The 13,112-nt window shown below is 62.4% G+C and carries 8 protein-coding genes; 6 read left to right on the top strand and 2 right to left on the bottom strand.

Annotated features, from left to right (window positions below; genetic code table 11):
- Positions 1 to 255: 255 nt before the first annotated feature.
- The gene (locus tag HX823_RS20850; protein WP_038844322.1) at positions 256 to 897 is read right to left on the bottom strand and encodes a 4-carboxy-4-hydroxy-2-oxoadipate aldolase/oxaloacetate decarboxylase; all 642 of its coding nucleotides are present in this window, start codon (positions 895 to 897) and stop codon (positions 256 to 258) included.
- Between the two features lie 28 nt (positions 898 to 925).
- Positions 926 to 1,795 (bottom strand): NAD(P)-dependent oxidoreductase, encoded by an 870-nt coding sequence (locus HX823_RS20845; RefSeq protein WP_177076416.1) that lies wholly within the window; start codon positions 1,793 to 1,795, stop codon positions 926 to 928.
- A gap of 172 nt (positions 1,796 to 1,967) precedes the next feature.
- Here HX823_RS20845 and HX823_RS20840 point away from each other — a divergent pair, with 172 nt between their 5' ends.
- The 6 genes from HX823_RS20840 (at position 1,968) to HX823_RS20815 (ending at position 13,083) form a co-directional block, all read left to right on the top strand.
- Positions 1,968 to 2,621: a GntR family transcriptional regulator gene (locus HX823_RS20840; protein ID WP_038844318.1), complete on the top strand. Its 654-nt coding sequence runs from the start codon at positions 1,968 to 1,970 to the stop codon at positions 2,619 to 2,621.
- Positions 2,622 to 2,808: 187 nt separating this feature from the next.
- A complete protein-coding gene (locus HX823_RS20835; protein WP_038844317.1) occupies positions 2,809 to 4,134 on the top strand; it encodes an MFS transporter in 1,326 nt (441 codons plus the stop codon).
- A gap of 99 nt (positions 4,135 to 4,233) precedes the next feature.
- Complete coding sequence (locus tag HX823_RS20830) at positions 4,234 to 5,286, top strand: hypothetical protein (protein WP_038844316.1); 1,053 nt, start codon at positions 4,234 to 4,236, stop codon at positions 5,284 to 5,286.
- A gap of 45 nt (positions 5,287 to 5,331) precedes the next feature.
- Positions 5,332 to 8,361: a porin gene (locus HX823_RS20825; RefSeq protein WP_177076414.1), complete on the top strand. Its 3,030-nt coding sequence runs from the start codon at positions 5,332 to 5,334 to the stop codon at positions 8,359 to 8,361.
- Positions 8,362 to 8,371: 10 nt separating this feature from the next.
- On the top strand, positions 8,372 to 11,245 hold the full coding sequence (locus HX823_RS20820; protein ID WP_177076413.1) for an S-layer family protein: 2,874 nt from the start codon (positions 8,372 to 8,374) through the stop codon (positions 11,243 to 11,245).
- Positions 11,242 to 13,083 carry a peptide transporter gene (locus tag HX823_RS20815; RefSeq protein WP_177076411.1) on the top strand — a complete coding sequence of 614 codons (1,842 nt, stop codon included), beginning with the start codon at positions 11,242 to 11,244 and terminating at the stop codon, positions 13,081 to 13,083. The genes HX823_RS20820 and HX823_RS20815 overlap by 4 nt, the downstream gene beginning before the upstream one ends.
- Positions 13,084 to 13,112: the final 29 nt, after the last annotated feature.

Here is a 13,112-nt window from a genome sequence, read left to right as displayed (position 1 = left end):
CGGATGTTTTCGAGAAACATATTGGCCCACGTGGCCAAACTCATCCAGATAAGCAATGTATTGAGTCAAATTCGATTTCCCCATCCATGAGAAACACGAAAGCCCGTGCGATTTTTCGCAACGGGCCTCGGAAGGTGGGCACATGGTTACCCATATGCGTTGAGAAGGAATCTAGCGAAAAAGTGGCGCGGGCTCCAGTCGGTTGATGAGAATCAGGCAGATCCTACGCGTCATCAGGAAATTGCCTCGCTTGCATCAGCGCATCCCAAATTTCTCCAGCGTCGGCGCCAACCCCAGCAGGTCAACCGTACTTTTCCCTGCCTCCAGCCCCGCCCGAATCCCATCCTCCTTATCTTCCCGACTACGGCTCAATCGGATCACTTCTTCAACTCGATCCTGTTCCACCACCACCAGCCCATCGCGGTCGCCGATGATGATGTCGCCGGGGTTGATGTTCACGCCGCCTATCACAATGGGCACGTTGACCTTTCCCGGCTGGCATTTGTTGGTGCCCTTGATGCTCAGGCCGCGGGAAAAGGTCGGGAAGCCCATTTCGATGATGGCATTGGCGTCGCGCACGGCGCCGTTCATCACCAGGCCGACAATCCCGAGTTTCTGCGAGGCCAGGGTCAGCAGGTCGCCCCAGGGGCCGGCTTCCATGAAGCCCTTGGCGTCCACCACCAGCACATCGCCGGGTTTGGCTTTGGTCAGGGCATAGTGGATGGCCAGGTTGTCGTCGGGGCGGCAGTCTACGGTCAAGGCCGGGCCAGCCAGGCGCAGGCTCGGGTCGACCGGGCGCAGGCCGCTGTCCAGAGCGCCTTTCTGGCCCTGGGCTTCGTGGATGGTGGCGGTGCCCAGTTGTTTGAGGGTGTCGAGTTGGTCTTGGGTAACAGGCATGGTGGCGTTCCGTTTTTATAAGGGCTGTTCAAGCGGCTGGGGTGTGACGGCCGAGCCAGTCCAATGCTTGGGCAAGGCTCGGTTGTTCTTCGGTGATCGGTTCCTGCTCCAGGCCTTCGCTGCTGTGGCTGAAGCGCTGGCGCACGCCGCCGAGTACGCTGCTGGCAATGCCGAGCGAGGCCAGTTGGCGCTCGGCTTCTTCGACTTCATGCAAGCGCCGCGTGGCGTGCACCACGTGGGTGGACACGAGCATTTCCAGGAAGGCGGGCAGAGGTGCCTGGTCGATATCCTTGAGCACTTCATAGAGGGCAGGGCGCAGTTGTTGGCGTTCGGCCGCCAGCAATACGTCTACCGCGAGTGCTTCCATGCCTTTGGTGAAGACGCTGCGCAGGATTTTCAGCGTGATTGCATCGCCGGGTTGGCTGGCGGGCAGGGCGCGCGCGGTGGCCCCAGCGCTGAGCAACAGTTCGACAAAGGCATCCGCCTTGGCGCCGGAACACAGCAGCGGGGTCTTTTCGCGCAGGTAGGCAATAGCACCCATGATCGCCACATCTACGTAGTCGACCCGTTGCTGTGCGGCCTCTGCACCAGCCAGGCGCTTGCGCTCGGGGGCAGCGGTGGTGAGGTCGGCAAACAGCGTGCCGGGCTTGAGGTGCGCCATGCATTCGCGGGTCACTTCCAGGGACTGGGTGCCCACCACGCAGGACAGCACGCAGTCCGATTCGACCAGCCAGTCGCCGATGCCAGGGTGGATCTGCACACCCAATTCGTCCGCCAACCGTTGTGCAGCGGGTGCAATGCGTTGCTCACAGAACAGCAACTCCACGGTGGTACGGGACGCCAAGGCCTGGGCATAGCAACGGCCGACTTCGCCGAGACCTACGATTGTTATTTTCATGTCGCCTCCGGATTCAGGTGGCAATACAATTAAAATACAATTTAGGCGATTGCAAACGATTTTTGTACAAAGTGCGCGGACGGTACACTGTCATTGGTGTGCGACAAGCCTCAGAATCCGCTGCTGGCACTCCGGGGCAGAGCCCTGACCCACCTCGACACAGAAGGCAAACATGGCCAACGATCTCATCTACGAGACCTTGAGAAACCGCATCATCGCCGGCCAATACGAGCCTGGTACGCAGCTCAAGGAAGAACCGCTGGGCAAGGAATTCGGCCTGAGCCGCACGCCGGTGCGCGCGTCGCTGAAGAAGCTGGTGGACGACGGCCTGGCGGTGATCGAGGCCAACCGTGGGGTGTTTGTCGCCGGCTGGACCCAGTGGGACCTGGAAGAAATGTTCAGCTTGCGCGAGCTGCTCGAACCCCACGCAGCCTTGCTCGCCGCCCAGCGCGCGACCCCGCAGGACGTGGCTGAACTGCACCGTATCAACGCGCTGATGGCGGACGCCATTGCCAGCAAAGGGCCGGACGTGACCCTGCGCGTGCAGGAGGCCAACCGTGCGTTTCATGCCCAGGTGCTGGAGATCGCCCGCTCGCAGCGGCTCAAGTCGATGCTCGCCACCCTGATCGACATGCCGGTGATCACCCGTTCGTTTTTCCTTTACCGCCCGGCAGACCTGGAGCGCAGCCTGCAGCAGCACCTGGACATCACCTATGCCATCGAGCAGAACGATGGCGAGTTGGCCCAGCGCGCCATGCAAACCCATATCCGCATGGCCTACCTGCGCTTCATGGCGCGGCGCAGTGAGTCGCCCGTTCGTCGATAAAAAAATACAAAAATAAAACAATATGCGTTAGAGTCGGCGCCACGAGACCGGGCAATGACTCCTGCCTGACATTCACAAGGACCCGCAGAAAAACCAGACCTGAGGCGGCTGAAAAGGCCTCAGCGGGAGCCTGCACCCCGGATTCGACACACACGGCACATTCCAATAATAAAACCAGGTATCCCGTATGAGTATTCAGGTCCCCACCGCTGAAAAACCGTCGCGTTTCCGCTGGATCGTCGCAGGGCTGTTTTTTCTCGTGTACACCGTGGCCTCGGCTGACCGCGCCAACCTGGGCGTGGCCTTGCCGTTTATCCGCGAGGAATACCCGATGACCAACGCCGAAGCCGGCGCGTTGCTCAGTGTGTTCCTGCTGGCCTATGCCCTGGCGCAGATTCCCTCGGGTTTTGCCTCCAGCCGTTTCGGGGTGCGCAAGATCTTCTCGTTTTCGATGATTGCCACCTCGGTGTTCACCGCCTTGATGGGCACGGTCAATTCGGTGCTGGCCTTGAAGATCTACCGTTTTGCCCTGGGGATTGCCGAAGGCCCGCTGCCGATTGGTATCGCGTCGACCATCAACCAATGGTTTCCGGCCAAAGAGAAGGGCACCGCCACCGGTATCTTCCTGGCCGCGGTGAAGTTTGGCCCGGTGATCGTGCCACCGTTGTGTGTGGCGATCGTGGCGATGTGGGGCTGGCGCGAGATCTTCTACATCTTCGCCGTGCCGGGCATTGTGTTGTCCATTGCCTGGTACTTCCTCGTGGCCAACCAGCCGGCGCAAAGCCGCTTTGTGAATGCCGGCGAACTGGCGCATATCACTGATGAAACCAACAACGTCATCACCCAGAAAACCGAAGGCGCGCAACGGCACTTCAAGCGCCTGGACGCCTTTATCCGCGTCAAGCCGGTGGAACCTATCGCCACCAGCCGCGGGCTGTTTCGGTCCTGGAATGTGGTCGGTTGCGCCCTGAGCTACAGCTTTCAGGTGGGCATTACCATGGTGTTGTTGTCGTGGATCCCCACCTACCTGATGACGGTCAAGCAGTTCTCGATCATGAACATGGGCTTTGTCTCGGCGGCGCCGTGGGTGGGGGCGATCTGCGGCAACCTGCTCGGTGGCATCCTGTCCGACCGCGTGCTGGGGAAGCGGCGCAAGCCCGGCATGATGCTCTCGGCGTTGGCTACGGTCGGCACCATGTACGCGCTGATCAACTCACCGAATGACCCGACGTTGTACGCTGCGCTGCTGTTCCTCACCGGCACCTTGATCAGTATCGGTTATTCGTCCTACATGGTTTACCCGATGGGCCTGGCCACCAAGAAGACCTTTCCGATTGCCAGTTCCATCGTCAACATGGGCGGGCAATTAGGCGGTGCGGCGGCGCCGTTTCTGGTGGGGCTGCTGCTCGACAGTTATGGCTGGTCCCAGGTGTTCCTGTTTATGGCGATCGGCTCCTTTGCCAGTTTCCTGGTGCTGTTGACCATTGCCGAGCCGGTGCCGGTGAGCCAATGATGGTCATATTTTTAAAGTATCCAAACCCCGTTATTTAGATATTTTTCATAGGTGGACAGCACTGGTAGGCTCGTAAAAAAACAAGAGAAGCGCCCGGCCATGTCGATAAGCCTGTCCACCAAACCCTTCACCACATTGCTGGCTACCTTGGCCTTGATGGGCACGCTGACCAGTTGCGCCAAGGTCGACGTGCATAGCGAAAGCGCCGACAAACCCGAGGCCGATGCCCGTCAGGTCCTGCGCCTGGGCCACGATGGCAGTGCCTACCCGTTCCTGGTGTACGCCAACGCTGATCTCTACAACCCGCCCAGCACCATTGAGCGCGCGGTGGTGATCGTGCATGGCGTGCAACGTGACGGTGACCAGTACTTCAAGACCGGCCGCAAATTGCTCGGCAACGCCCACCTGAAAAACACCCTGTTGCTGGCGCCGAATTTCCTCACCCCCACCGACGCCGGCGTCAGCGACGACATGCCGCTGTGGCCCCGTGACAAATGGATGCACGGCATCGAGTCCCAATTCGGTCACAAAGGCATCCCGGCCTTCCAGGTACTGGACGATGTGGTCGCCTACCTGTCTGACCGCCAGCGTTACCCGGCGCTGAAGGAAATCGTGATGGTCAGCCACTCGGCGGGCGCGCAATTGATGCAGCGCTACGCGGTGGTGAATGACCTGGATGGCGGCCTCAAGGCCCACGGCTTGAGCATCCGCTACGTCGTTGCGAGCCCGTCGAGCTACGTGTATTTCGAAGAAAGCCGCCTGCAGGACGGCGTGTTCAAGCCCGTCGTGACCGTGATGTGCCCCAGCTACAGCCGCTATCGCTACGGTATCGACGGCGCCCCCGCGTACCTGCTCAACCAGCACCTCAGCAGCCGCCAGTTGTTTGCCCGCTATGCCGCGCGCGACATCACCTACCTGGTCGGCGCCCAGGACAACAACCCCACCAGCCGCGTACTCGACAGTTCCTGCGGTGCCAATTACCAAGGCGCAACGCGGTTGGATCGCCAGCTCAACTACGTGAGCTACGAGCAGTTCCTGTCCCGCCAGTGGCAGATTCCATTGCGCCATCCACAGCACACTCTCCCCGGGATCGGCCATAACGCGGCGCGATTGCTCGGCGATAAAGCCGTTGCACGGATGCTGTTTCCCTAAGCCTAGCCCTACGCTGCGTCTCGATAAAAACAATAAGAGAACTGTATGAGCCCACACTTCCCCTCCACCCGGGCGCCCCGCGCCTGGGGGCCTGGCGCGTTGTCGCTGCTGGCCGCTGCCCTGATCGCCGCCCAGGCCCAGGCCGATACGCTGCCTTCGTCCGGCACCTTGTTCGATAACAGCCGCTCGGTACTGCGCCCCACGGACAACGTGCAACCGGCGCCCCCCGGCAGCGTACGCATCGAAAGCCAGGGGGATGAGCCCGCGCCCACAGCCAGCACCTCGACCCTGCAACTGCAGGTCAAGCGCTTCGTGGTGAAGGGCAATCGCGAACTCAACGACGGGCAAGTGCAGGCCGCGTTGCAACCCTATGTGGGCAAGACGCTGGGTCTGGAAGGACTGCGCGAGGCCGCGGCGCAGGTCACCGCGCTTTACCGGGCGCGGGGCTACCTGGTGGCGCGCGCCTATCTGCCAGCCCAGGACATTCAAGACGGCCAGGTCGTCGTGGCGGTTTCCGAAGGGGTGATCGGCCAGGTCAGCACCCTGCCGGATTCCAATGTGCGCCTGCGTCCCGGCGTGCAGCAGCAGTTCGTCAATGCCTTGCCGGCGGGCACCATCATTCGCGAGCAGGACCTGGAGCGCGTGCTGCTGCGCCTGTCGGACATCACCGGGGTTTCGGTACACGCCATCCTGCGTCCGTCACAGCAACCGGGCGCCGCCGACATCGTGCTCAAGCTCAGCGAAATGACCGCCTGGACCGCCCGCGCCGCCATCGACAACTACGGCAACTACTACACCGGCGCCAACCGCCTGACCTCCAGCGTCAGCCTTAATGACGCGCTGGGGATTGGCGACAGTTTCACCGTCACCTCACAGAACTCTTTCGAAGGCCTGGACATCAAGGGCGTCGGCTACCAACAGCCGCTGGGCGCCACCGGCATCTCGGTGGGCGCCAACTATGCCGAGCTGGAATACAACATCGGCAAGAACCTCAAGGGCCTGGATGCGGACGGCACGGCCGAAGTGTCTTCGGTGTTTATCAACAGCGCCTTGCTGCGCTCGCGGGACAGCAACATCAGCCTCAACCTGGCCGAAGACCATCGGCGCTTCGAGGACTCGGCGGGCGGTTTCACGGTGAATAAATCTGCGGTGTTTCGCAGTGCCACGCTGTATGGCAACTGGCGTGATGCCTGGCAGGGCAACAACAGCTGGAGCCTGGCCTACGGCATCGGCGACCTGGATAAAAACACCGCCGCCGACGCCGCGCTGGATGCGCTCACCGCCAATGCAGCCGGACGCTACAAGAAAGCCAATGCCAATTTCAGTCGCCTGCAATACCTGGGCAACGGCTATTCATTGTTGGGTTCGTTGACCGGTCAGTGGGCCGACAAGAACCTTGATTCGTCGGAAAAACTCAGTCTCGGCGGCCCCAATGGCGTGCGCGCCTATCCCGTGGGTGAAGTGGCCGGTGACGAAGGCATCCTCGGCCGCCTGGAGCTGCGCAAATACCTCGGGCGCTTCAAAGGCGCGATAGCCGAGGGCACCTTGTTTGCGGATGCAGGCAAGGTCACGGTCAACAAGAACCCCTGGGACAACAGCGAAAACACCCTGACGCGCTACGGCTATGGCGTGGGCCTGAACCTCTACCACCGCGACCTGGTGATGAACGCCAGCCTGGCCTTCTCGCCCGGCGAAGACCCCACCAGCGACGACCGCGCCGCCAAGCGCCTGTGGTTCTCCATTTCCGGCTCGCCCCAAGCGTTTGCCGGGTTGGCCAGTGACATCGGTTCCAAGGGCGAAGACTTCGAAGTGGCCGAGACCGATACCGTGATCTACGGCAATATCGGCATTATCCCGGAGTACGTCGACCGCCATGGCTCAACCCCGGCCGCGCCCGCCGACCAGAGCCGTCTCGCCACCCCCAACGGGCGCAACATGGCCAGTTTCTGGCGGGCGCGCGACAACGTCTCGGCCATCGGCGTGCACGGCGGCTATGGCTTGACCGACGATTGGAAACTGCTGTGGCAGCTCGAATACGGGATCTCGATGAACTACATCGAGAGCAACGACAAAACACTGAACACCTCGGCGTCGCCCAGCACCAAGTTGCGCAACACCGGTGCGGCGTTCAACAACACCGACTACGGCACGCTGCTGTATGGGGTGTGGGACATGCCGATGAAAGAGTCCACCACCAGCCTCGACCCGTTCAACGGCAAGACCAGCGCGGCGTACTTCAACATCATCGGTTCGCCGGGGTTCAGTGCCGGGTTGTCGACCAACGTCAACGGCCCGCAAAGCTACAACGACACGGCCGTCAATGGCGATGCGGCGTTCAACCGGCGCCAGGCCGGCGTGGTGGAATACTGGACGCCGGTGTGGAACGGCCTGCAACTCAAACTGGCGTATTCGAACAACGGCATGCGCGCCGCCAGCGATGTGGACAAGGGCTATATCTACGGCAGCAGCCTGACCTACAACAACGGCGGCTTCATGGCGGTGGTCGCGGCCGAGCGGCACATCAACTACTTCGGCATTGCCGACCTGGGGCGCAACGCCCGTGGCCTGGGCAGCACCACCCATGTCACCGACGGTACTTCTTCGGATGACTTCAGCTTCCGCTACGGCCTGGCCTATGACTTTGGCGCGACCAAGCTCTCGGTGATCGCCGATGACCTGTCGTACTCCGAAGATGGCGTGATCAACAACAGCACGGCCACCAGCGACTTGTCCCACTACCGTCGCCGCGCCTACCTGCTGGGCGCGACCCACAAGATCGGCGCCTGGACCTTGAAAGCCAGCTATGGCAAGGCCCTGGCGGGCAAGTGCGAGATGATCCGCGCCACCCCCGTGGAGTGCGACACCCATGGCATGGGCGCCACCCAGTACGCGATGGGCTTCAACTACAAGCTGACCAAGAACATCGACCTGTTCTCCCAGTACGTGTTGCTGAAGAACCAGTCCCTGGCCAACTACAACTTCGCCTTGACCGGCGTGACCGCCGCCACCGGCTATTCGCCCGGCGTGGGCACCACCATCAGTGCCGTTGGCACTGGCATCAACTATTCGTTCTGAGGAGCCGGTCATGCGCCAACCCCATGTTCTCAAACCCCTGACGTTTGCCGTGCTCTGCGCCCTCTACGGCCTGGTGCCGATGCCCGCGCTGGCGCTGGACAACAACGCGTTGCCCACCAACGGCCAAGTGGTTGCCGGCAGTGGCGTCATCAGCAGCAACGGCAATGTACTCACGGTGAACCAGGGCAGCGACCGCCTGATCGCCACCTGGGACACCTTCAATATCGGCAAGAACGCCCAGGTGAACTTCCTGCAACCGGGCGCGTCGTCGGTGGCGCTCAACCGCGTGATCGGCAGCGACGGTTCGCAGATCCTTGGGCACCTGAATGCCAATGGCCAGGTATTCCTGATCAACCCCCAAGGCGTGTTGTTCGGCGCCGGCTCCATGGTGGACGTGGGCGGGCTGGTGGCCAGTTCGCTGAACATTTCCAACAGTGATTTCATGGCCGGCAAAAACGTGTTCGCCGGCCAGGGCGGCGGTGCGGTGGTCAACCAAGGCACGATCAGTGCGCGGGACGGCGGCAGCGTGGCGTTGCTCGGCGCCCAGGTGCGCAACGAAGGCACGGTGGTCGCGCGGCTGGGCTCGGTGGTGCTGGGCGGTGGGGAAAAGATCACCCTGGATTTCACCGGGGACGGCCTGATCAATGTCGAGGTCAACGACCCGGCCATCGGCGCCAGCGTGATCAATCGTGGCCTGCTCAGTGCCAACGGCGGCGCGGTGACCCTGACCGCCCGCGACTCCCAGGCCATGCTCAGCAACGTGGTGAACAACGAAGGTGTGATCGAGGCACGCAGCCTTCAACAGCGCAACGGCCGCATCATCCTCGATGGCGGCGACAGTGGCGTGGTGGTCAACAGCGGCGTGTTGGATGTCTCGGGTAAACAGAGCGGTGAGCGCGGCGGCAACGTGACGATGACTGGGCAATACGTCGGCCTGTTCGACAGCGGCCGTATCGATGCCGATGGAGACATCGGCGGCGGCACCGTGTTGATGGGCGGCGACTACCAGGGCAGCGGCAACCTGCACCAGGCCGACAGCACGTTCATGGGCAGCGATGCGCGCATCAGCGCGAATGCCCTGAGCCGCGGTGATGGCGGCAAGGTCATCCTGTGGTCCAAGGACAGCACCCGGTTCTACGGCGACATCAGCGTGCGCGGCGCCGGCAGCCAGGGGCGTGGCGGGTTGGTGGAAACCTCCGGGCATGCGCTGGATGTGTCCGGTATTGTCGACCTGAGTGCGGTGTCGGGGCAGGGCGGCAGCTGGTTGATCGACCCGTTCAACATCAATATCACCAACGGCGCCAGCACCGGCACCTCCACCAGTTCGCCGTTCACGCCGAATGCCGGGGCCAGTTCCAACCTGAGTTCGGCGACCCTTAATGCATCGTTGTCCGAAGGCGCAAATATCCTCGTGACTACGTCGTCGGGCGCTGGCACTTCGGGGGATATCAACGTGCTGTCCAACGTCAAGGGCGTCGGCAACGCCACCCTGACGTTGCAGGCCCACCGCAATATCGTGATGACCAACACCAGCATCAGCAATGGCACCGGCAAGACGCTGAACGTGTCGCTGGTGTCCAACTTCAACAACAGCGGCAACGGCTCGGTGGCGTTGAGCAACGCGAGCATCAGCACCAACGGCGGTAACCTGACCATCAGCGGCGCGGTGGATCCGGCGACGTCCTGGGCGAGCACCAACGTCAGCAATGGCGTGGGCATTTCGATGACCAACGGCACGCGCATCAGTACCAGCGGCGGCGACATCACTTTGCGTGGCGCCACCTCGTCGAGCCTGGCCGCAGGCTCCACGGCCACCGCGATCAACATCAGCCGCAGCACCCTGGATGCGGGCGGCGGTAACATCAGCATCACCGCCGTGCAGGCCAGCAGCACCGGAAGTGGTGATGCGTTTGTGCTGACGGGCGGCAGCAATATTCTCACCTCGGGTACCGGTTCCATCAGCGTCGACAGCACCAACCTGGGCATCGGCAACGGCACGCGGATCTTCAGCACCAGCAACACCATCGCTACCACCGGCAGCGGCAACCTCACCCTGCGCGGCAGTGCGGTGTCGGGCAGCGGCGTGCTGGTGTGTTCGACGGCAACGAGTTCGACGCAAACCTTGAGCGTGGGCAGCGGCACCTTGACGGTGCAAGGCACCGCCGATTCCGGGAAGGGCGTGTTCCTGGCGGCTTCCACCACGGGCGTGGTGACCCTGAGCGCAGGGGCGGGTGGCACTCTCGCTATCGACGGTTTCAGCGCAGGCGACTCCGGCACGGTGGTGAATTCCACGGGCACCAGCTCGGTGATCAACCTGACAACGCAGGATGGCAGCCTGTCCCTGAGCGGCACGGCCGGCGCGGCGTCAAGTGCGCCAGGCCTGAGCATCCGCAGTGGCGCCTCCGGGGCGGGCAATGGGGTGAATATTCTGTCCGGCAGCGGTGATATCCGCCTGCAAGGCACAGCGCTGGGAGCGGGGTCGGGGTTGTCGTTCAATGCCACCAATGCGCGGGGCTTCAACAACGTGATGAGCGGCGGCAGCGGCAACCTTACCGTCACCGCGCGCAGTGCCGGGGGTTCGGCATTGAGCTTCGACAACGGCGCCAACACCCTGCAAGTGGTGGACGGCACCCTGCGCCTGGATCTGGAGGCGCCAGCGGGCAATTACATCAGCCAGAGCAACGGCACCTCGTCGATTACCGCCACCGGTAATGGCGCGGTGTTGATCAATCGGGGCGGGTTGATCCACAACGGCTTGCTGGAGGCGACCAGCGAGCCGACCCGCCAGTATCATCAGGGCCAGATGGTCGGCGGAACCTGGAGCCAGGTGCTCAAGCCCACGGCCACCGACGAGGTGAGCATCGACGTGGTGCAACCGCTATGACCGACCAACCCTTTTCCCTGGAAGCCTTCGAATACCTTTGCTACAGCCGCGACCACGAAGGCGGCGCGCGCGAACTCGTGCGCCTGCTGCAATTGATCGACCGCAACTACGGCAAGTTGTCCGAACAGTTTTCCCTGAGCGTGTCGCCCGCGCTCACACCAGGAGAGCTGGAAAGCCACGTGCTGACGCGGCTGACCTGCGCCATTACGGCGCTGTTCTCCGACCCGACGTTCAGCCTCAGCCCCAGTGGCTTTGGCCAGTTGATCAACTTGCAGCGCTGGCTGTCGTCGTTGTTTGCCGCCAGTGCCTTTATCAACGGCGACCACATCCTGCGCTCGCTGAACCTGCTCGGGCCGCAGGGTAGCGACTACCGCATCACCGAGCAGAATTTGGTGAAGTTCTGCCTGCTGTACTCGCCGGAATCCCAGTTACCGCTGGATGTTGACCTGCTGTGGGCGCAGAATCCGACGTTGGCGGCGGCCCTGTTCATGGCATTGTTGTCGCCGCGCTTTCTCGGTACTCCGGCGGCGCACTCCAAGCGCGAGGCATTGCTGGCGTGGTTGCCGGGGCGTTTGGAACAACTCGACAGCCTGGATGCACTGCCGCTCAATGTGCTGCATGACGTGTACATGCATTGCAGTTACGCCGACTTGCCCGAGCGCCATCGCATCAAAGCGTCGATCAATACCTTGATCGAACGCAAGCTCGCCAGCCTGGGCATCCACAGCGTGCCCGTCGCCGTGGCGCCGCCGCGCGCCAAGCCGCTGATGCTGGTGCTGCTGGAATGGTTCTCCGGCGGGCATTCGATCTACCGCACTCACTCGCTGACGCTGCAGGCGGCGCGTCGGGATTTCCAGGTGGTGGCCGTGGGGTATGCGGCGAATGTGGATGCGCTGGGTCGCGAGGTGTTCGATGAATTTATCGAGCTGCGCGAGCCGGATGACCTGTTCGCGTGCCTGCGCCAGCTCACTGCCCTCGCCAGCGCACGCCGCCCCGAGGTGTTCTACATGCCCAGCGTCGGCATGTTCCAGGTCACGCTGTTTGCCAGTAACCTGCGTTTTGCGCCGTTGCAGGTGGCTGCGCTGGGGCATCCGGCGACCACGGCGTCGCGGCATATCGACCTGGTCAGCGTGGAGGAAGATTTTGTCGGTGACCCGGCGTGTTTTACCGAACGCCTGTTGCAACTGCCGGCCAATGGTCAGCCGTATCGGCCGTCCGCCATCCCCATCGACTTGCCGCACGTCATGCGTGAAGACCACGCCTGGGTCAACATCGCCATCGCCGCCACCACGATGAAACTCAACCCCACCTTCCTGCGCGCCTGCCAGGCGATTGCCGTGCGCACGTTGCACCTCTACGGCAAACGCGTGCGCTTTCACTTCCTGGTAGGCCAGGCCCAAGGGCTGTTGTTCCCGCAACTGGTGCGCTTGATCGAGCGTTATGTGGGCGATGCGACGGTGTACCCGCACCAGCCCTATGCCGACTACATGGCCACGCTGAACCGCTGCGACCTGTTCCTGAGCCCGTTTCCGTTCGGTAATACCAACGGCATCATCGATGCCTTCACGGCGGGTTTGCCCGGTGTGTGCAAGACCGGGCCGGAGGTGTTCGAGCATATCGATGAGGGCTTGTTCCGGAGGGTGGGGTTGCCCGATTGGACGGTAGCGCGCACCCATGAAGACTATGTGCAGGCGGCGGTACGGTTGGCGGGCGACTACACCGAGCGCGCCGATTTATACCGGCATCTGGGAACAGACGCACCACTGCAGCGCCTGTTCGGCGGTGAGCCCTATGCCTTGAGTGACGCGCTGTTGGCCAACCTGCCGGGCTTGCTATAGTTTTGCAGGCTTGAGTGGATACCCGGTGT

Source organism: Pseudomonas sp. P7759 (genome assembly GCF_013386445.1).
Classification (GTDB): Bacteria; Pseudomonadota; Gammaproteobacteria; order Pseudomonadales; family Pseudomonadaceae; genus Aquipseudomonas; species Aquipseudomonas azotoformans_A.
Note: the sequence above shows the minus strand (reverse complement) of the source record. Positions and strands in the feature narration are given on the sequence as shown.

Excerpts from the sequence above, each read along its gene's own strand:
- HX823_RS20850 (WP_038844322.1), bottom strand. The coding sequence starts at position 897 with ATGCCTGTTACCCAAGACCAACTCGACACCCTCAAACAACTGGGCACC.
- HX823_RS20845 (WP_177076416.1), bottom strand. The coding sequence starts at position 1,795 with ATGAAAATAACAATCGTAGGTCTCGGCGAAGTCGGCCGTTGCTATGCC.
- HX823_RS20840 (WP_038844318.1), top strand. The coding sequence starts at position 1,968 with ATGGCCAACGATCTCATCTACGAGACCTTGAGAAACCGCATCATCGCC.
- HX823_RS20835 (WP_038844317.1), top strand. The coding sequence starts at position 2,809 with ATGAGTATTCAGGTCCCCACCGCTGAAAAACCGTCGCGTTTCCGCTGG.
- HX823_RS20830 (WP_038844316.1), top strand. The coding sequence starts at position 4,234 with ATGTCGATAAGCCTGTCCACCAAACCCTTCACCACATTGCTGGCTACC.
- HX823_RS20825 (WP_177076414.1), top strand. The coding sequence starts at position 5,332 with ATGAGCCCACACTTCCCCTCCACCCGGGCGCCCCGCGCCTGGGGGCCT.
- HX823_RS20820 (WP_177076413.1), top strand. The coding sequence starts at position 8,372 with ATGCGCCAACCCCATGTTCTCAAACCCCTGACGTTTGCCGTGCTCTGC.
- HX823_RS20815 (WP_177076411.1), top strand. The coding sequence starts at position 11,242 with ATGACCGACCAACCCTTTTCCCTGGAAGCCTTCGAATACCTTTGCTAC.